This is a genomic window from Virgibacillus alimentarius (assembly GCF_000709085.1).
Classification (GTDB): Bacteria; Bacillota; Bacilli; order Bacillales; family Amphibacillaceae; genus Virgibacillus_B; species Virgibacillus_B alimentarius.
The window spans coordinates 1-20,701 of the sequence record NZ_JFBD01000004.1 but is presented as its reverse complement, the minus strand read 5'-3'; the positions used below and the strand labels follow the sequence as shown (position 1 = coordinate 20,701).

Below are 20,701 nucleotides of genomic sequence, written 5' to 3'. Positions count from 1 at the left end.
TATGCCATCGTGGTGAAAAAAAGAATTTTGTTAAATGCGTTTGAAATGAATTGTTCCGGTCACCAATCATGTGGAATGCTGTGTGTTGCTCGTAAAAAAATAGAAGATATATAAGGGTCCGAGAATCGGTAATGGATTCTCGGACTCCCATCTTCTTTTATTTCAATTTTTTCTATTAGTTTGTGGAGCATTTCTTCATCAAGGATAGGGTTTTGAACAAATTGTTCAATTTGTTGGATTAGTTTGGTAAAATCAATCTTTTGCTTTTGCTGAAGTAATCCCATTTCTAATTTAACCTTTTCCTCATTTAGTTTTGCAATCTGATTTCCATTATCTTCAATAAGCAATCTATATTCATCGTCATGTATTTCACCCCGTATTTTCATGCGAAGTGCAGCAGTTTTGTCTTTCTTGATGTTCTCAATCTCCTTGAGAATTTTAGCAAGTCGCTTCTGATCACGCTGAACGCAAGTTGTTATCTTTTTCTCAATATTTTTTTGAATGGATTTTGTGGAAAGCTCCGAAAACATTTGTTTTATATCTTCTGAAATTGCCTTAATCAAAACATTTTCCCGTACAAGATGGCTTGAACATTGTGTATGGCCATGTTTATTATATGTTCCGCAAATATATCCTTTGCGATTTGCTTTAAAGTGCATACTCTTACCGCAATCAGCACAAAGGGAGATATTTGTGAAAAGATGTTTTTTAGCATATGGCCGTTTACGTTTTCTTTCTGTGATTAATTGCTGGACTACCTGAAAATCATCTTTAGAGATAATTGCATCATGTGTGTTTTCGCTGATGATATAATTTGATGGATCATTACTTTTTCGTTTTTCAGTTGTAACACTAATTGAGGTCTCTCTTTGTTGAACCAGATTACCGATATAGTGTGGATTCTCCAGAATGTTTCGAACTGTAGATCCATGCCATATAGAGCTTGAGTTTCTTTTTCCTGCAATTTCTGATGGGGTACTAATACCTTCCTCCAAAAGCTCCCTAGCTATCCTATCAAATCCATTTCCTGAAAGATAGGAGTTGAATATTCGACGCACCACATCGGGTGTAAAATCATTTTTGATTTTTAAAACTCCATCTTGTACGTAGTACCCGTATGGTGGCACAGAACCTTTAAATTTGCCTTTTGCCCTAATTCTCAAAGCGGCCTTCACACGGTCACTTGTTCTTTGCGATTCTTGTTCATACATCCATGCGTACAACCCAAACATCTGCGTGTTTCCGGATAGTGTGTCAATGGCTCCATCCAATGTAAGGATGTGAATGCCACAATTTTCAGCAAGATTTTTAATTTCATAGGAGAGTTGTCCATTTCTTGCTAATCGTGACAATTCTTTTGCTAGAATAATGTCAAACTTCCCCATCTTTGCTTCCTCAATCATTCGTTTCAATTCAGGGCGTTTTGTCATTTTAGTTCCGGATTGGACATCTAAATAGATATCGTACAAATCCCATCCCTTTTCGGTCAGTAGATTCATAAATAATTTTTTTTGGTTTTCAAGAGATTGCTTTTGTTCTTCTTTATTTGTTGAAACACGAATGTATATTGCACATTTCATGCCACTTCCTCCTCTTTAGAAGAGTCAGCGGAATTCACCTTATTATTATCATAGAATTCCTTGATAAGTGCGTCAACTTTTTCGTTCAATATGGATTGGAAAATGTCTTCGAGGGTGATTGAGGTTGTATTATTGAAGATTTTTTCGAGGGTCATTCTGTTTTCCTCCTGCTGTTTTTATTTTTATTTTTGATGCAATCCAATTGTATGGGAGAGATGGGTAAATACCTAAGAAAATAAATTCGAGGGTGTTTTACTTTGGATTGTAAGTTAATCATACCCAAGCTCCTAATTAAAAATCAAAGTTATTAGGTTCTAGGGTGAATTTTTTTGAATTACCGTTATAAATACACTGTAAAGCTACTAGAACAATATTGAACCACAATTCCTTTATTACAACCTTCAGCAAATCCTACAATGAAACTATCAACGTAAGATAGTTCCCCTAAAACCTACCTCAAAGAGCGATCTATACCGCTTCTAGTCATTGTCCTTTCTTTGGCAAATCCATGAAGAATATAAAAACTAAATTCCACATTGCGTTCTAGCGATGTGATGAGGGTCTTTTAAATTGGTTCGGCTTGGGAAAATTTTATGTTGGAAACCCATTGATAGTGTGAACTTTTCATAGTCCCAAAATAAAAATACAGGAGTTGATGAATGATGTTACATTCGTTTGAAATGTAATTGCCAATAAATTATGAGGATGCACGGCACTTGTTTTACATGTATGGAGTTAAAGTAGACAGATATGAACACTTTGGTGCTGCTGTAATAGCGTTGAATCAAAAAGTAAAAGATAGATTTAACGCTTATGGAATCAGGTGGTTAAGCTCCCAAGGGAAAGGAATTTGGTATCTTCATTTGAAAGTCGATGCTATCAAAATACTTAGAAAGAGTGACATTACAGACAACGACTATGCTGCAGTAGAAGCGAATATCCGCATTTTTTTGATTAAACACTTTGGCCATGCCTCATACTTTAATTCTCACCGACTTACACGAATCGACTATAGATTTGATGCAGTGGTACCAAATCCTAAAGATAGAAAGTTGTTGTTTCACTTGTTTGAAAAGTACACCAAAAAGTATGGCTTTAAAGAAATGGTCAAATGGGGAAAGGACGAAAATGGAAATCCGATCAAATATGAGACATCACAATACCATAAATGCAAGAGTGTTGAACTTTTCATCTATAGTAAAGAGGATGAACGGAAAGCAAAAGGGGAAAAAATAGAGCCTTATGACCGCAATCGAGTCAGATATGAGTTGAGATTGAAGAATGAACATTTGAATGGAATGACAAGAGATGATAAAGGGACGGGCAGACCGAAGAAACTAAGTGCTTACTTTTCGAATGCTTTATCTGAACAATATTTGACAAAACATGTTTTACCAATTGTCCACAAAGGTAATTATTACAAAATTTCCGAGGCGGAAAAGATCATAGAAAATAGTTCCTTTTCAAAATTGAAAAAGAAAAAACTCCGAGCATTCCTCATTTCCATTTCCAAGGGAAATATTGATACGCCTCTAAAAAAGGGTATGTCAAAACCCACTTATCGACAATACCTTCGTGACCTTGAAAATATTGGGGTCAATCCAATCCTCATACCAAAAAACCGCAAAGACTTCCCAAATCAACTGAAAAATCCATTTATCCTCTGAATAATTGGTTGCAAAAGTTTTGAATTCGTAATCTGTTTGAATTTAAAGAGTGAGGCTCCTAACTAAAAAGGTGTTGCAAAATGAACGGGGATAATGTAATATATGAGGAAATCAAAATTCATTTGACTATTAAAATAGCTACGACAAGGATATGAGCAACTTTTAACGGTTTACAGAGAGGGAAGTCATGTTGAAATCTTCCCAACGCAGGAAAGTTGTCTTACCACCTTTGAGCTGTATTGGGGAACCAAAGTATCTAATACCGTCAATGCTACGTTACAGCACCAGAGCCTTAAAGCTATTTTCTTGCTTTATGGGAATTTGGGTGGAACCACGGATAACACATTCGTCCCTCTATTAGGGATGGGTGTGTTTTTTTATTTTATTTCAAAATAATAACAATAATTGCTATGAAAAGGACATGAGTTACTTTTAACGGTGTACAGAGAGGGAAGTTGTGCTGAGATCTTCCTAACGCAGGAGAGTAACTTACCACCTTTGAGCTGCATTGAGGAATCAAGTATTCAATGCCGTTTATGCTACGTTACAGCACCAGAGCCATATAGCAACTTTTTGCCTTATGGGAATTTGGGTGGAACCACGGATAACACATTCGTCCCTCTTCTAGGGATGAGTGTGTTTTTTTATTAAACAAAATGATAAAGGAGTGTTTTGACTATGGAGGAAAATATCGTAAGAATTCAATTTCCAGATGGGCAGGTAAAGGAATTTCCTGTAGGTACTACTGTAGCGAAGGTGGCAGAAGTTATTAGCCTAAGTTTAAGGAAAAATGCAGAAGCGGGAAAGGTAGATAATCAAATTGTAGATTTGAGCTATGAGTTAAACCGGAACGCAAGTCTGTCTATTCTAACGCAGGATTCGGAAGATGGAATACATGTACTACGTCATACGTCAGCACATGTATTAGCACAAGCGGTCAAAAGATTATATGGAAACGTGAAACTAGGTATAGGGCCTGTTATTGAAGATGGATTTTACTATGATATGAAATTGGAGCAAAGTCTGAATTCAGATGACCTACATGCTATCGAAAAAGAGATGGAAAAAGTCATAAATGGAAATTTCGAGATTCAACGATTAGAAGTATCTTATGATGAAGCCGAAAGATTATTTGAAGAAAACGATGAACCATATAAGATAGAAATATTAAAAGGCCTTCCTAAAGGTGAAAAAATTACTTTATATAAACAAGGAGAATTCATTGACCTTTGCCGTGGCCCACATTTACCTTCTACAGGTTTCATAAAAGCATTCAAATTGACACGAGTCTCGGGTGCTTATTGGCGGGGAGATAGTGATAATGATGTTCTACAACGAGTCTATGGAGTTGCTTTTAAAAATAAAAAAGATTTGGAACAACATTTGAGCTTCTTGGAAGAAGCAGAAAAGCGAGATCATCGAAAGTTGGGAAAACAATTAGAATTATTTATGTTCTCGGAGGAAGCTCCAGGAATGCCCTTTTATTTGCCAAAAGGACAAATAGTAAGGAACGAATTGGAAAGGTTCTCCAGAGAAGTACAAAGCAGTGCATATTATGATGAAGTTCGTACACCTTTCATGATGAATCAAGAACTATGGGAGAAGTCAGGCCATTGGGACCATTACCATGAAAATATGTATTTTTCAGAAGTGGATAACACAAAATTTGCTTTGAAACCGATGAATTGTCCGGGGCACATGCTTATATTTAAAAATAACCTATACTCTTATAGAGATCTTCCCATAAGATTGGCAGAGTTTGGTCAAGTTCATCGTCATGAATATAGCGGTGCATTAAATGGGTTGCTTAGGGTTCGTACATTTTGTCAAGATGATGCTCACATATTCGTCCGAGAGAATCAAATTGAAAGTGAAATTAAGCAGGTGTTTAATTTAATTGATCAGGTTTATCGTACATTCGGTTTTGATTATTCGGTTGAACTTTCGACTCGTCCGGAAGATTCATTGGGTGATGATGCTCTTTGGGAAATCTCTGAAACAGCATTAAGAAATGTACTTGATACTCTTAATGTTGACTATCAATTAAACGAAGGGGACGGAGCATTTTATGGTCCAAAGATTGATTTTCACATCAAAGATGCTTTAAAACGAAGCCACCAATGTGGAACAATTCAGCTTGATTTTCAAATGCCTGAAAAATTTGACCTTACTTATGTAAATGAAAAAAATGAAAAGGTTCGTCCTGTTGTCATTCATCGTGCTATTTTTGGTTCTATTGATCGTTTCTTTGGGATTCTCATCGAACATTTTGCTGGAGCCTTTCCGTTATGGTTAGCACCAGTACAGGCACAAATAATACCCGTCTCAAAAGTTCACTGGGATTACTGTCTAAGTATTCAAAAGGAACTGGAAAAGTTAGGTGTAAGAGTGAAAATTGATGATCGTAATGAAAAACTTGGATATAAAATAAGGGAAGCACAGATGCAAAAAATCCCGTACATGGCAGTTGTAGGGGACAATGAAGTAAAAGAAGAAACAATAAATGTAAGAGAATATGGAGAACAACGGTCAAAGAGTGAATCATTTGGAGATTTTAAGAATAAAGTTGTTCAGCAAATAAATGAACGAAGCCTTTAGTTTGTTTGTTCTTTCCTTTTGGAAATGAAGTAAAGGGGAATGATAATGAATTGACAAAAGGGAGGCTTTTAGTTGCGATTGAGGTGATAAACTTCAATGAGTTTTATATACAAAAAGACGAAAGAACCATTTTCGGTTCTTTCGTCTTTAATGCTTGTAAGAATTCATGAAGTTGATTAAGGCCTGAGCTATCAAATCTTGCATTTTTAGATGAGGGTATTGATCATCACAAAATTTGCTGAATTCCTCATAAATATCAGTGTTCATTTTGATGCTTTTATTGACGAACCCTGCATCATTACCATAAATTCGTTCATCAAGTAACAACAACTTGTTTTTCTCGTATAGCTGAACGATATTTTTTAGGGTGTTTAGGTTCTTTTGGATAAAGGTAATCTCTGATAATTCTCCCTTTTCATTGACCTTTTTTCGCTCTTCCTCTGATCGCACGAATGGGTAATATTGTTTGTCCGACTGGTGATAAAAATAATCACCAACCCTCATTTCTTTCGTGAAAGTGCTGTACGGTATACCGACGATTTCGGCTACTTGCTTCAAGTCATACTTTTGTAATAGTTGGTTTACCTCTTTGATTCGGATAGATGGTTTCGTTGTAAAGAATGTGTCTTTATCCATAGGCACAACCCCTTTCTTTTAATGAAGATATAGTATTATAGAAAGAAAGAGATTCTTTTATTCCATATGAGGAGGAATGCAATGAAAGAAACTGAGAGAGAATTTGTATTACCTATTACTAACTATCTAAATCAAAAGATTGTTATTGACTTATTGGCAGTAATAGAGGATGGCTTTGCAGAGGTAACTAATTTAAACATCTCAACTACAAAAGGTAGCACGATAACTGGAATTGTTGATGGTGAAGGTGGATTTGGAAAGTAAAAAGGTATTCAGAAAAATAAAAAGAGGTGTTTCTCATGTTGGACAATAATGTAGTTGAATGTATAAAAGAAATCACAGAATCCTCAAGGAATGGAAAACTCGTCTTTTTTGTTGGTGCGGGAGTTTCAACACTTTCAGATTATCCTCAATGGTGGAGGTTGGTAGATAAGTATCATGAAGAGCTCTATGGGGGTCCAAAGAAAGGAAATTATTCTTCTGATGAATATCTTCGAATTCCTCAAATATTTTATAATGTCAAAGGTGAAATGGAATTTGATGGTATACTAAAAGGTTTTTTTCAGGTAGATAAGCCTACGAACCCAACACATGACAAGATATTAGCTATGAACCCTGCACATGTAATTACAACTAATTATGATAATTTGATTGATACTGCTTGTTGGAAGAGAGGGAAATATTTTAGTGTAATCAGTGCTGAAGAAGACGTTGCTAATGCCACTTCATCAAGATATTTACTAAAGGTTCATGGGGATTTTAGACGGGGTTATAAAGGGGAAAATGTAGTTTTAAAGGAAGATGACTATCTGAATTATGATCAGAATTATCCTCTTATCAGTAACCTCATGAAGACAATAATTGCAACGCATACCATTGTTTTCATAGGTTATGGTTTAGGAGATTATAATATTAATATGTTGTTAAATTGGGTAAGAAAGTTACAAAAGGACAGTTTTCATAAACCATTTTTTATTAGAACAGATCCTTCGCCCATTGAAAATGAGACTTCAATCTATTACGAGAATAAAGGATTACGAATAATTGATGCAGCTAGTTTGATAGATAGTAATGAATATGATTATTTAGAACGTTATTCAGCAGTAATGGATCTTCTTATTGAATCAAAAGAAAATAAATTTATCACTAAAGACGACGAAGTAATTGATTATATATACGGAAAAATAAGCCCATTATTTGCCCTTCAGTATATTCGTAAAATTGATCTCAAACATGTCTTTGAATACGATTATCACTTTGAAGTCAATGGTACTGTTGTTCGGCATAAGAATAAGGGCTTTGGTTACATGGAGCGTTTTTTTGAATTAAGAGAGAACTGCGATGAGAGAAGTAAACTTTCCAAAAAACAATGTGAAAGGTTTAATGCTCTTTCTAATTTCTTTGAGAAGAATGGAGTTATCTGTATGGCGAAAGATGCAGGTACTCTGAATACTTCAATAGAGATTAATAGTTTGGCGTATCACGGTAAATATGATGAAATGAAGAAATTTATTGAAGAGCAATCGGTAAATATTGAGGATGATTATAAAAAAGCATTTTTTCTTGCGTGTTTAGGTAGGTGGGAAGAATCCTATAACCTTTATTCAAATATCATCTTAAATTCTATAGATGAATCAAATTGGTGTGTACATTATCTATCACAAATAAATAGATATAGGATTTATCAATCAATAACACAAGCTGTAACACAGTTCAATGGTCTTGGTTTATTAACATTTGGGAGGCATTATAAACCATTTACTGATGAATTTCTAGCTAGGGTCGAAAGGGAAATGACAAATTTTAGTATTGATGATTTATTTAGTGGTATGCCATTTGAGTTTCAAAAGAAATATAAGATACTTGAGTTTTTAAGTGATAATCAGTTTTTATATGATGATACTGTAAAACTTTTTGAGTTGACGAATAAAGTGCGTTCTGAAATGAGTAAAGGGTCTTATTCTTTTGGAATGTCATCTGATGTTGTTGTTCTTCTTCGGCTTTATGATAATTTACGTTTTTTATATGAAAATTGCTTATGGTCTGTTTCTTTTCATGAATTTCATCAATATATGCGAAACTCAATGAGCCTACTAATTGAAAAGGCTGAATATGAGCGAACGAGGGATATTGATGAATTTGGATTCTCTTTTGGGGGAAGAAAAACAGGTTTTTTTATTGATTATTACGATTTTGTTAATATATCAAGAAACTTTAAAATTGATGACATAAAGCATCTTGAGAGAAGTTGCTCAATTGATAAAATTAGGTTTGGTGAACAGGAAAAAATAGAGGAATACTTAGTTGGTATAGCAGAAGAAATTACTAAGCAATTTTCTGCTAATGGAATGAACGTCGTTTTTTATACTCAGTTTATTACGGAAGCAAAAGCAGCACTCTATTTTGCTAAATATGTAAAACTATCTGAAGAGGGACTTAGGAAAATAGTGAAAGCATTGTTGTTTTATTTTCTTGAGAGAGATTTGGATATAGGAAAACGCTATGTATGGTTAGAGAGATTAACTATATGTAATGGATTACCCAAGTCAATAATTTCTATTATTGATGATTTTTTAGTGTTACAGGCAGAAAAACATAATGATCAAAATTTTTCAGAGGAATCATCAAATGGTTTATATTCCAGGGACTATGGTGCTTTAATTAAGCACTTTGAGAAGAGTTTCATTTCAAAAAGACTATCAGAAATCGCTTTATGTTTAACACAAGATAAGCAAAAACAAATTGACTTTTTGTTTGAATTATTACCCCTACTTTCCACTAATGCAAAAAGTCATCTATTTAGTTTTAAAAAAGTTGAAAATATAAAGGATTTAATGAATGGAATTAGAATAGGATTAATTGATGATTTCACTCCGGAGCATGAAGAATTAATTATTGAATATCTGGAGAAACGAAAGGTAGATTATATTGTTGAGAAGGAAAAGGGAATACAAACTTTTTCTTCTAACGACTATATGAGTACCTTTGGTATCTGGTATTTTCTTGAGGAAATAAATAATTCAAAAATGGAAGAGTTTATTGGAATGGATGATCAGTATGACTTTTTTGTAGACCCAGAGAATTTTGATTACAAAAAGTTTATACCATCGTGGCTAAAAAATTATAATGATAAATTACTTAGTGAAATCGCTGGAAATAAACATATGAAACATCATGTGATTGAGGCACTAAAAGAAAGAGTTGAAAACTCAAATGATAAGAGGTATTTGGAAATTCTAATGAATCACTTTATCTAAAACTCATTTGTAAATCTTTACTAAAGGTGAATTCCACTGCTCAAGAAAATTTGCTATGGTTTGTCTACACATAGCACTCTACGCACCAGGATTATGGAAACACCCAGAAGACCAATCCCATCGTTACAAAGATAGTGCTTATTGGATCGAACTCGCGAACATTTTAGAAAAAGGACGTTTTGACGCTGTATTTTTAGCGGATGTCCTTGGAACGTATGATGTTTACCAGGGTTCAAGAAATGCCGCTGTCCGCCAAGGTGCGCAATCCCCAGTAAATGATCCATTGCTCGTCGTCCCGCTCATGTCAACAGTTACCGAGCATCTGGGCTTTGGTGTAACAGCATCCGTCACGCATGAACATCCATATACATTTGCCCGCAGAATGTCGACGCTGGATCATATTACAGACGGTCGCGTTGGCTGGAACGTGGTCACATCCTATTTAAAAAGTGCAGCGGTGAATATCGGCCTAGACGATCAAGTGAAGCATGATGAACGCTACGATATCGCTGATGAGTATTTGAAAGTTTGCTATAAATTGTGGGAAGGCAGCTGGGAGGATGATGCCGTTAAGCATGATAAAGAAAACGGCATCTACACGGATCCAACAAAAGTCCACGATATTCAGCACGAAGGAAAATACTTCAAAGTGCCAGGTGCCCACTTGTGCGAACCGTCCCCGCAACGGACACCCGTCCTTTTCCAAGCAGGTGCCTCTACAAGAGGCCGTGCTTTTGCAGCAGAAAATGGCGAATTGGTATTTATCGGGTCCCCAACAAAACAAATAGCAAAAAACACGGTGAAAAAATTACGACATGATGCAGAACAAATAGGAAGGGATCCTGAGGAAATCAAGGTGCTTTCGATGTTTGTGCCAATAGTGGGCAGGACGGAAAAAGAAGCTTGGGCAAAATATGAAGACTACAAACAATATATTAGCTATGAAGGTGCATGTGCGCTACTGGGAGGCTGGACTGGTATTGATTTTTCCAAGTATGATCCAGATGAAAAACTGCGTTACGTGAAGAATGATGCCCTTCAGTCAGCGGTCGAAAATTTCACGAAAATTGATCCGGAAAAAGAGTGGACGGTAAGAGAAATTATCCAATCCGTTGGAATAGGCGGCATGGGCGCATTTGCTGTCGGCACGCCTGAGCAAATCGCAAACACGATGGAAGAATGGCTGGAAGAAGCTGATGTTGACGGCTTTAACATTGCCTATGTTGTCTCCCCAGGGACCTTCATTGATTTTGTGGATTTAGTCGTTCCTATTCTACGAGAGCGAGGATTAGTCCCGGAAAAATATGAAGGAAATACATTAAGAGATAATTTATTTGGAAATGGGGACCATCTGCCCGACCATCATCGTGGAAAGCGGTATAGCCTTGGTTCTGCTGTTGGTAAATAGATAGAGTAGAGTGAGCCCGATAGTAGATAATTTTTCTTTATCATTTATCGAATGCTAAATATAATAAAAGAAGGGCCGCTATCTTCGTTGTGGCCCTTCTTTTATCAATGATCTTTTTTATGCTTCTTTTCTATCAGATTTTGACATTTCCATCATTTCCATCTTGGATAAATGGCAAGATTATTAATTTTCCTTTATTATTAATGCACATCATTCAATCATCGATTTGTCACATCTTAAATCTTTCATTCTTCTAATTCAAAGAGTAATCGCATAAAAACATCTCAATGTATCAAAAGCGGACATTCCTATGTGTAATATGTACGATGGGAAACCTCTTATTGCTTAGTTCCAAATTGTTCCAACAGCAACACTTCAGTCATCCCCACTACGCCTTTTCCACAAAAACCACCATCAGCCACCAGGCTTTGCATCCTTATGTACACCGTATCTTCTCAGCCGATCTATTTTTCAAATAATTGGAATGGAATGTTGTCAAAATTTGCAGAATATGCTAGAATAGTGAAAATTATAAAGTGAATACTTTTTATTAAGTATCAAATAAAGCATTTACTTTATTTGGTATGAATCTTTTTACCGCACTGTGTAATGGGGGATTTGAATGGAAGGTATTTATCAAAAAATAGCGGAACACCAATCTATTTTCACGAAAAAATTTCAGAAAATTTCATCATATATCTATCATGAGCCAGAGATCATTGCTGCAAATTCGGCTACAGAGGCTGGTAAAACGATGGGAGTCAGTGAGACGACAGTGATTCGTTTCTGTCAAACACTTGGTTATCCGGGTTATCGCGCGCTTCAGGAAGAGGTGCAGAAGCATCTTTTCCAAAAAAGCAGTTTAACAGAATATGTGGAGGATAAAGCGATCGATGGCAGTCAGAACCAGCCAATCAAAGGATTAATGGCCAATGATTTGGAAGCCATTCAACAGACGATGAGGCAGATTTCAGAAGCGCATCTGGAAACAGCTGTTACGAAAATAGCTGCTGCAGATAAAGTGCTAGTGGCAGGCATCCGCACCTCCCACGCTTTAGCGAGCTGGTTTGCTTTTTCGCTTGATTTAATTATGGGAAACACCCGTCTTTATCAACCCAATGTGGATGATATTTTACTTCGAATGAGTGCGTTATCGGACCAAAGTGTTGTGGTTGCTTTTTCATTTCACCGTTATGCGATAGATACGATACGTCTTGCAAAACTCGCTAAGCAGCAGGGGGCTTTCGTGATTGCATTCACCGATTCGCCGGTTTCGCCCATTACAGGGCATGCCAGCCTTACGCTTCCGATTCCATTTCACGAAAAATCAACGCTGGATGTAGCACCGGCTGCAATGTCACTGGCAAACAGTATTGTGTCTGCAATTTCACTGCGAAATGCCGATCAATTTCAAAAACGGGCAACGCTGTTTGATTCAATTCAAGGTCAAGATTTTTTTGCTTAAATAATGGAGGATGGATAGATATGAAAAAAATAATTGAAACATTAACGCCTGATCTGGAGGATATTTTCCAGCATCTACATGAGCATCCGGAGATCAGTTGGAAAGAATTCCAGACGACGCAGTATATCCAATCATTACTGGAAAAATATGATTGCAATATAAAAACATTTGAAGATACAACAGGGCTTGTTGTAGATGTTGGAAGTGGAAAACCTGTCATCGCCTTACGAGCGGATATGGATGCATTGTGGCAGGAGGTAGATGGAACATTTCAGGCGAATCATTCATGCGGTCATGATGCACATATGACGATTGCGATTGGCGTGTTTATGCATCTCGTAGAAAAAGGTCTTCCGGAACAGGGAACATTTCGCTTTATTTTTCAGCCTGCTGAGGAAAAAGGAACAGGTGCGCTTACATTTGCGGATAAAGGTGTCATTGATGATGTGGATTTTCTGTACGGCATGCATCTGCGCCCGGTTGAGGAACTGGAAAATGGTGCATTTGCTCCAGCGATTCAGCATGGCGCGGCGAAGTTTATTCAAGCAACGGTCCAAGGGGAAGATGCGCACGGGGCCCGTCCACATCTAAACGCCAATGCGATTCAAATTGGAATGGAATTTTTTCAACATTTGAATCATATTCAAGTGAATCCGAGAATCCCTCATTCGGCTAAGATGACTACCTTTCAGGCCGGGGGAAAAAGTACCAATATTATTCCGGGAAATGCTACCTTCTCCATTGATGTACGGGCGCAAACGAATGAGGTTATCGAGATGCTGACAACAAAAATAGAGCAAATCGCGTCCATGCTTGCAGCGTACCATCAGGTGGCCATTGATTTAGAAGTCGGGGCAAATGTTGCTGCGGCGGTGCTTGATCAAGATGCGACTCGAATGATGCGGGAAGCGATTACCTCTTGTGTTGGGGGGGATAATCTTAAGCCTGTTATTACGACAACTGGCGGAGATGATTTTCATTTTTATACGATCAAACGCCCGGATCTCAAAGCCACCATGCTTGCCGTTGGCTGTGACCTGAAGCCGGGATTGCATCACCCGCACATGACATTTGATCACGCGGTTATTCCAAAAGCAGTGGATATTCTCGCAAACGCACTTCGTCAAACAGCTCAAGTTTACAGTGGAAAGAAGGAATAAATGATGGAAAAGATAGAGATTCGATCACTGACAACACTCGAAGAATTAAAACACATGCAAGAGGTGGAGGCGGAGGTTTGGCAAATGGCTCCTACACCACTGCATCAAACATTTACCGCTTTAAATAATGGCGGCATTCTTCTTGGGGCATTTCGGGATGAAAAAATGATTGGTTTTTTATATAGTTTTGCTGGTTTTGATGGAAAAATTCCTTATGTATGCTCTCACATGCTTGGTATTTTACCTGCGTATCAAACATCCGGAATTGGTGTAAAGATGAAACAAAAGCAGGCTAAAATTGCCAGGGAAAAAGGCTATCCTATGCTGACATGGACATTTGATCCGCTGGAAAGCCGTAATGCTTATCTAAATTTACACAAGCTCGGGGCAAGAGGTGTGATCTACAAGCCAAATTATTATGGTTCCATGCATGATGATTTAAACCAAGGACTGCCAACAGATCGCATTCACATTCGATGGGATCTCCATCATACCAAAGAGGACCTGTCCTTTACCTTTGATCCGGAGCAATTATTGCTCGGTCAGGACGAGGCAGGATCTCCAGCTATCACGGAAGCTTTTCATACAAGTGATTTTCGGAAATCTGATGTTTTTTTCATGGCGATTCCAGCCACGTTTCAAGCAATAAAACAAACTGATTTTCAGTTGGCAAAAAAATGGCGTATGGAAACAAGAAAAGTTTTCCTGACGCTGTTTGAACACGGATTTCAGGCAAAAGATCTGATCCGGGGAGAACGGTCAGTTCATTATTACGTCTTTGCCAAATAAGAAGAGGAGGATTCAACATTGACCATTCCAATCAAACAAATAAAAATACGGAAACTAAATATGCGTTTAAAAAATCCATTTACAACAAGTTTTGGGACGATGCAGGACAGGGCATTTTTTATTACAGAAGCAGAAGATGAAGAAGGTAATCATGGATTTGGGGAGTCGGTAGCTTTTATCAGCCCTTGGTATAGTGAGGAAACCGTTGAGACGAACGCACATGTGATGGAAGATTTTTTAATCCCCATCCTGAAGGAAAATAAACTGACGCATCCAGATGATGTGTCGGCGCTTTTTACACCAATTAAGCGGCATAACATGGCCAAATCAGCATTGGAAGGTGCGATTTGGGATTTGTATGCCAAGCAGAAAAATATATCACTAGCTGAGGCACTTGGTGGAAAGAAAACAGAGATTGATGTCGGGATTAGTATCGGGATTCAGCCAACGGTACAAGATTTATTAAATACCGTTGATCATTACGTACAGGAAGGGTACAAGCGGATTAAAATAAAAATTAAACCAGGCTGGGATGTGGACGTATTACGTGCAGTTCGAGAGCAGTTTCCAGACACACCAATCATGGCGGATGCGAATTCTGCATATACTTTGAAGGATATCCCGCATTTACAGCAGTTGGATGATCTTGATCTAATGATGATTGAGCAACCTTTGGCACATGATGACATTGTGGACCACGCCAAACTGCAAGCCGCCATGAAAACGCCAATCTGCCTAGATGAAAGTATTCATTCTCTAGAGGATACGCGAAAGGCCATTCAACTTGGCAGCTGTAAGATCATTAATATTAAAATTGGACGTGTTGGCGGACTGACGGAAGCAAAACGGATTCATGATTACTGCCTAAAACACGATATAGCCGTTTGGTGCGGAGGTATGCTGGAAGCTGGGGTAGGACGTGCCCATAATATTGCATTAACGACATTATCCGGGTTTACATTGCCAGGAGATACGGCAGGTTCATCCCGGTACTGGGAGAAAGATATCATTACGCCTGAAGTAAAAGTGGAAAGTGGGAAAATTCATGTCCCAAGCAAACCAGGGATCGGCTATGCCATTGATAGGCAAGTGTTAGATGCATTTACCGTGGAAGAGAAGGTGTTCCATTTTTAAGGAAAGAGGAAATGCCATGTATCTTTAGCTAGCAGAAGACACCCTTCTCAAAAAACGTCAGCACTCAGGTGTGGGGGGTTCAAGTGGCTAAATCCGGTTCATACAAAAGAAGGACACCCCTCTTTGCCTTTGGGCTCGCTAGGAGCGAGTTCTTCTTTTGGGGTAAATTGTCAAAAGATTATGATTAATAAAGGGAGAGATCAATGAAACAGTATTTTCAAATTGCAGGCGCATATATGGGACTGATTGTCGGAGCAGGTTTTGCATCCGGTCAGGAAGTGTTCCAATTTTTTACCAGTTTTGGTTTGTATAGTTTGATTGGGACTGCAGTAGCAACCGTTTTGTTTGCTTTCTTAGGGATGCAAATTATTCAGCTCGGGTCTCGCTTAAAAACAACTTCCCATAAAGATGTCCTTCGGCAAATGTGCGGGAAATATGTAGGGACAGGTGTTGATATTTTAGTTACTTTTTTCCTTTTTGGTGTATCTGTTGTCATGATCGCCGGAAGCGGTTCTATTTTCAAACAGCAATTTGGTATTTCTCCAATCATCGGGAGTTTTATACTTACCGTCCTTGTTATTGTAACCCTAAGTTTAAATGTGAAAAAAGTCATTTCTATTATTAGTATGATGACGCCTTTGCTGCTTATTATGATATTAATAATTACCGGATATTCGATTTTTACAAGTAATGCAAACATGGAAGAACTGGACGCAATCGCTTCGAGTCAATCATCTGGTGCACCAAACTGGCTTGTAGGCGGTATGTTGTATGTTTCTTATAATATTGTCGCAGGTTTCTCGATGCTGGCAGTGATTGGTGGAACGGTAAAAAGTGAAAAAGTGGCAAGACGCGGCGGTTTTCTTGGTGGATTAGGGCTTGGACTTCTACTTTTATTAATCAATTTGGGAATGTTTATGCATGCAGATAAAATCCAAGGGGTGGACATGCCAACCCTATTTTTTGCTAATGAGCTGTCACCAATGGTTGGATTCTTCATGGCCCTTGCATTGCTCGGAATGATATTTAATACTGCAGTTGGTATGCTATATGCCTTTACTGCACGGTTTATCCAGCCGGAGACACCGAGATTTAAAGATAGCGTTCTGGTGATTGGTCTGCTTGCTTTTGGTGTAAGTTTTATCGGATTCGTCGAACTGGTTGGCTCTGTGTACCCAATTACAGGATATTTAGGTTTTGTGCTGATCCTGGCCATTGTACTGTCATGGATTTCCTCCCGCAGGAAAAAGGATTCGGGCAAGGACGGGAATTGGACAAAAGTGATGTGAGGAATTTTACGCAAAAAGAATGATTTTAGAGCGCTTACTAATATAGTATAATAGATAAAAAGCTTACGAGAAAGGTGGATAGAGATGGACGAGATTAAACACGCGATTCAAGATGTGTATGGTGATGATTATGCTTGGTGCTACGGATGTGGGCGCTTGAATGATTCAGGGTTGCATTTGCGAACCGGGTGGGATGGGAATCAAACGGTTACCTTGTACAATCCGCGAAAGGCGCATATGGCCATCCCTGGCTTTATCTATGGAGGACTGCTTGCATCCCTGATCGATTGTCATGGTACAGGCTCAGCTTCCCTTGCCCTGCACCGGAAAAATGGACATGAACCAGAGGATGGAGTTGAACCTCCACGCTTTGTAACAGCTTCCTTACATGTTGATTTTATGAAACCAACTCCTGACGGTGCCACGTTAAAAGCAATTGGGGAACCCGAAGAAATCCATCCAAAAAAGTGGCGAATCCAAACGGAAGTGTTTGCAGATAATGTTTGTTGTGTAAAAGGGGAAGTGATCGCTGCACTTATGCCCGATTCGTTTGGGTGAACGTTAGTCTGTACAATCAAATAGGTGATGGGGTTTACCATATAACTGCCAATCATGGCTAATGACTCCTGTCAAAGATAAAGGGATACCTATGTCTTTGGCGGGAGTTTTATTTATAATAAGAGCAGAGGAAGGTGATGAAAATAAATTTGTTATTTGTGATGATTGGTGGATTTTTTGGTGCTATCAGCAGGTATGTTTTAGGGGAATGGATACAAACAGACACCGTATTTCCTTTAGGTACTTTATTAGCGAACCTCCTCGGATGCTTTGCCATGGGTTGGTTTTTAACATTTGTGGGCAGAAGAAGGATCATAAGACCAGAACTCACCGTCATGATTGGAACCGGATTTATCGGCTCATTTACAACCTTTTCAACGTTTTCAATGGAGACGATTCATTTATTCCAAAGCGATTTTATTTTGCTTGGAATCCTCTATGTTTTAATAACCATAATAGTAGGGTTGCTACTGGCTTATTTTGGCCGAAAAGTAGCATTAGCAAATCGTAAAGAAGGCGATAGCTTATGATATGGTTCGTAGGATTGGGCGGATCTTTAGGTGCAGCTGCCAGATTTTTATTAGGTACGATGTTGAATAAGTATCAAGATCAAATTCCAATCGGTACATGGATGGTGAACGTGACAGGTTCATTTTTGCTTGGAGGCTTGGCTCGTCTTTATCTGACAAACCAAGTCGATGATTGGGTCTGGTTTTTTTGGGGAGTTGGTTTTTGCGGTGCCTATACAACCTTCTCCACATTTGGATATGAAACGATCCATCTCATCCAGTCCAATCAACTAAAGGCAGCTATCATTTATGTAACTTCGTCCGTAATCGTAAGTGTGATTGTTGCAGCAATTGGTCTATCTGTTTTTAGGTAATTGACACAGCAAACGACCTAGACTTTGAATCCTGTTTAGAGGACAATCTGTGCTGTGGTAGAATAAAAGAAATACTTCCTATTTTGGGTGGGAGTTCCCTTTGAACAGAGTAAAGGGTTGAAACCATCATCCTGCACAACAAGAATGGAGGATATTATGGAGAAATCACAGGAAATGCATTTTTATGAATCGAAGATAAGATTAATTTTCCTATTGATATTAGGTGTAGTGTTTATTTTATTTGGCGTTTTAGTTGGTATTTTTGCTTTTAACGAAGGAGATCTTGGAATGGGCGCTTTAGGTGCAGTGTTGGCCTTGTTTTTTGCATTCTGTATTGTTATGGGGTTAAAGAGACTAGGAAATCCCGGACCTTATCTCACTTTAACGGAGGAAGATTTGATTATTAATGCCTCGTCTAACAATCCGATTTATATTAAATGGGTGGATATTGAAGCGTTCAGCATCTATAAAAAGAATAATAATAAATTCATAGGGGTTATTCTATATGATGAGGAAAAATACCGTGATCTTATGTCTGACAAAATGAGAAAACTCTATCATATAAATACAGTGATGCATTTACCTTTGTATAATATTACATGGGGACAAATTAAACGCCGGGATAAAGAACGGCTGCTGGAGGAGTTAGAAGGGCGTATATCTCAAAATTTGCAAGCAGATGGCAATGATAGCGTCTGATAGGAGTGCAAGGAGAAGCTTATCAGGAGAGATGCGCCGGAAAAGATAAGCAAGGTGGATTGAAACGGCGGAGTAAACAATTGCTACTGGAAGAGCTCGACTCCGGGTTAGGTAGAAATAGGATAAACAAAAAAGGCGTAGACAATGAATTTAGGAGAAATTAGTACTGAAAAGGGAGGAAGATACGATTGGAAATCAGAAAATTAGACGCAGATGAACAGCCACCAATGGAATTACTTTTAGCAGCAGACCCCATGCAGAAAATGATAGAAGCGTACCTCCAAAGAGGGCAATGCTTTGTTGCTCGTTTACATAACCGTATCATAGGTGTGTACGTTTTACTCCCAACAAGACCTGAAACAATCGAAATCGTAAACGTAGCGGTTAGTAAGGACGAACAAGGCAAAGGAACCGGAAAGCGGTTAGTGAATCATGCCAAGAAGCAAGCAAAGTCGCTAGGGTTTAAAACCATTGAAATCGGTACAGGAAATTCCAGTACTGGGCAACTGGCACTCTATCAAAAATGCGGGTTTCGGATAACGGGGATCGATAAGAATTTTTTTATTAGACATTCCAAGGAAAAAATCTTTGAAAATGGCATACAAGCTGTGGATATGATTCGTTTATCCCAGGATTTATAGCGTTTTAAGTAAAAACGAAAACAGACGGGATTAGGAACATTCCGATTAAATGACTTTTGTTAGATGAATATCAATATATGGAGGATGAAAGAAATGAATCAAGAAGCGCAAGCCTACTGGGATACCTATTGGAAAGGACAAGATAAACCACGATCTGTTAGTGCATGGCAATTCGGAGCTGATCCAGACGAGTTAGCTCAATTGGTGATCGACGGCACCAAAACAGCAACATGTTCAGGTTATATTTTTTATGGAATGGAAAATGAGCCACTACCAACAACAGAGGATTACAGCGTTATCTTAAATAGTGATGACAAACCCGTAGCAATCATTAAAACGACTGAAGTTACATTAGCACCTATGAACGAGGTGACAGAGGAGTTTGCTATTGCAGAAGGAGAAGGAGATAGGACCTATTCATATTGGTGGGACGTGCATGAAAAATTTTTCAGGAATGAGTTAAGGAAAATCGGACGTGAATTTTCAGAAGATATGCTGCTAGTTTGTGAGCGTTTTAAGGTGATTGATGTAAAAAAATAATGTTCAGCCGTCTTGATTGGGTGATGTGAAACAATTGACTTATATAGGGATAAGCATATCGACCGGAGCGCGGAAGAATCGACTGACTGGATCGAGAGGAAATCGACCGGAGATGCGGAAGAATCAACCGGAGAGAGTGCTTATCAACCGGAGCGCTGGAAGAATCAACCGGAGAGAGTGCGTATCAACCAGAGGGCTGGAAGAATCAACCGGAGAGAGTGCTTATCAACCGGAGCGCTGGAAGAATCAGCCGGAGAGAGTGCGTATCAACCAGAGCGTGGAAGAATCAACCGGAGAGAGAACAAATCAACCAGAGCGTGGAAGAATCAACCGGTGGGAGTGCGTATCAACCAGAGGGCTGGAAGAATCGACCGGAGAGAGAACAAATCAACCGGAG

General features: G+C 38.3%; 20 protein-coding genes, 1 riboswitch and 2 other annotated features. Of the genes, 17 read left to right on the top strand and 3 right to left on the bottom strand.

The features are described 5' to 3' along the window. Window positions 1-59 precede the first annotated feature (59 nt). Window positions 60-1,580 (bottom strand): recombinase family protein, encoded by a 1,521-nt coding sequence (locus GZ63_RS0100755; protein WP_029265899.1) that lies wholly within the window; start codon window positions 1,578-1,580, stop codon window positions 60-62. Next, window positions 1,577-1,735: a hypothetical protein gene (locus GZ63_RS18020; RefSeq protein ID WP_198020893.1), complete on the bottom strand. Its 159-nt coding sequence runs from the start codon at window positions 1,733-1,735 to the stop codon at window positions 1,577-1,579. The genes GZ63_RS0100755 and GZ63_RS18020 overlap by 4 nt, the downstream gene beginning before the upstream one ends. A gap of 570 nt (window positions 1,736-2,305) precedes the next feature. On the opposite strand from GZ63_RS18020, the gene GZ63_RS0100745 reads away from it, so the two are divergent. After that, window positions 2,306-3,247 (top strand): phage/plasmid replication domain-containing protein, encoded by a 942-nt coding sequence (locus GZ63_RS0100745; RefSeq protein ID WP_318842348.1) that lies wholly within the window; start codon window positions 2,306-2,308, stop codon window positions 3,245-3,247. Between the two features lie 131 nt (window positions 3,248-3,378). Beyond that, window positions 3,379-3,604: a binding site (T-box leader), on the top strand. Between the two features lie 44 nt (window positions 3,605-3,648). Continuing rightward, window positions 3,649-3,871 (top strand) — a binding site (T-box leader). Window positions 3,872-3,925: 54 nt separating this feature from the next. Beyond that, window positions 3,926-5,845 (top strand): threonine--tRNA ligase, encoded by a 1,920-nt coding sequence (gene thrS, locus GZ63_RS0100740; protein ID WP_029265895.1) that lies wholly within the window; start codon window positions 3,926-3,928, stop codon window positions 5,843-5,845. Between the two features lie 147 nt (window positions 5,846-5,992). Here thrS and GZ63_RS0100735 read toward each other — a convergent pair whose 3' ends face one another. Continuing rightward, on the bottom strand, window positions 5,993-6,481 hold the full coding sequence (locus GZ63_RS0100735) for a hypothetical protein (RefSeq protein WP_029265893.1): 489 nt from the start codon (window positions 6,479-6,481) through the stop codon (window positions 5,993-5,995). Window positions 6,482-6,562: 81 nt separating this feature from the next. Between GZ63_RS0100735 and GZ63_RS0100730 the strand changes: the two genes are divergently transcribed. The 15 genes from GZ63_RS0100730 to GZ63_RS16240 all read left to right on the top strand — a co-directional run. After that, window positions 6,563-6,745, top strand: a complete 183-nt coding sequence (locus tag GZ63_RS0100730; protein WP_029265891.1) for a hypothetical protein — start codon at window positions 6,563-6,565, stop codon at window positions 6,743-6,745. A 35-nt stretch (window positions 6,746-6,780) separates the two neighbouring features. Further along, entirely contained in the window at window positions 6,781-9,738 is a 2,958-nt protein-coding gene (locus GZ63_RS0100725) for an SIR2 family protein (RefSeq protein WP_029265889.1), read from the top strand. Window positions 9,739-9,793: 55 nt separating this feature from the next. Then, window positions 9,794-11,146 carry an LLM class flavin-dependent oxidoreductase gene (locus GZ63_RS0100720; RefSeq protein WP_029265887.1) on the top strand — a complete coding sequence of 451 codons (1,353 nt, stop codon included), beginning with the start codon at window positions 9,794-9,796 and terminating at the stop codon, window positions 11,144-11,146. Window positions 11,147-11,768: 622 nt separating this feature from the next. Next, complete coding sequence (locus GZ63_RS0100710; protein ID WP_029265886.1) at window positions 11,769-12,611, top strand: MurR/RpiR family transcriptional regulator; 843 nt, start codon at window positions 11,769-11,771, stop codon at window positions 12,609-12,611. A 20-nt stretch (window positions 12,612-12,631) separates the two neighbouring features. Then, window positions 12,632-13,771, top strand: a complete 1,140-nt coding sequence (locus GZ63_RS0100705; RefSeq protein WP_029265885.1) for a M20 peptidase aminoacylase family protein — start codon at window positions 12,632-12,634, stop codon at window positions 13,769-13,771. A 3-nt stretch (window positions 13,772-13,774) separates the two neighbouring features. Next, window positions 13,775-14,560, top strand: a complete 786-nt coding sequence (locus GZ63_RS0100700) for a GNAT family N-acetyltransferase (RefSeq protein ID WP_038220806.1) — start codon at window positions 13,775-13,777, stop codon at window positions 14,558-14,560. Between the two features lie 24 nt (window positions 14,561-14,584). Beyond that, a complete protein-coding gene (menC, locus tag GZ63_RS0100695) occupies window positions 14,585-15,694 on the top strand; it encodes an o-succinylbenzoate synthase (protein WP_038220804.1) in 1,110 nt (369 codons plus the stop codon). A 203-nt stretch (window positions 15,695-15,897) separates the two neighbouring features. Then, a complete protein-coding gene (locus GZ63_RS0100690; protein ID WP_029265880.1) occupies window positions 15,898-16,983 on the top strand; it encodes a YkvI family membrane protein in 1,086 nt (361 codons plus the stop codon). 84 nt (window positions 16,984-17,067) lie between these two features. Then, complete coding sequence (locus GZ63_RS0100685) at window positions 17,068-17,541, top strand: PaaI family thioesterase (protein WP_029265879.1); 474 nt, start codon at window positions 17,068-17,070, stop codon at window positions 17,539-17,541. Between the two features lie 14 nt (window positions 17,542-17,555). Next, window positions 17,556-17,619, top strand: a riboswitch (Fluoride riboswitch). A gap of 59 nt (window positions 17,620-17,678) precedes the next feature. Then, complete coding sequence (crcB, locus tag GZ63_RS0100680) at window positions 17,679-18,071, top strand: fluoride efflux transporter CrcB (protein WP_029265877.1); 393 nt, start codon at window positions 17,679-17,681, stop codon at window positions 18,069-18,071. Further along, window positions 18,068-18,424: a fluoride efflux transporter CrcB gene (gene crcB / locus GZ63_RS0100675; RefSeq protein WP_029265875.1), complete on the top strand. Its 357-nt coding sequence runs from the start codon at window positions 18,068-18,070 to the stop codon at window positions 18,422-18,424. Before crcB (GZ63_RS0100680) ends, crcB (GZ63_RS0100675) begins: the two co-directional genes overlap by 4 nt. A gap of 156 nt (window positions 18,425-18,580) precedes the next feature. Continuing rightward, a complete protein-coding gene (locus GZ63_RS0100670; protein WP_029265874.1) occupies window positions 18,581-19,123 on the top strand; it encodes a phage holin family protein in 543 nt (180 codons plus the stop codon). 188 nt (window positions 19,124-19,311) lie between these two features. Then, window positions 19,312-19,764 carry a GNAT family N-acetyltransferase gene (locus GZ63_RS0100665; protein ID WP_029265873.1) on the top strand — a complete coding sequence of 151 codons (453 nt, stop codon included), beginning with the start codon at window positions 19,312-19,314 and terminating at the stop codon, window positions 19,762-19,764. Between the two features lie 93 nt (window positions 19,765-19,857). Further along, complete coding sequence (locus tag GZ63_RS0100660; protein WP_029265871.1) at window positions 19,858-20,304, top strand: ASCH domain-containing protein; 447 nt, start codon at window positions 19,858-19,860, stop codon at window positions 20,302-20,304. Window positions 20,305-20,338: 34 nt separating this feature from the next. Further along, on the top strand, window positions 20,339-20,701 hold a 363-nt coding region (locus tag GZ63_RS16240; protein WP_156947647.1), incomplete at its 3' end, for a hypothetical protein.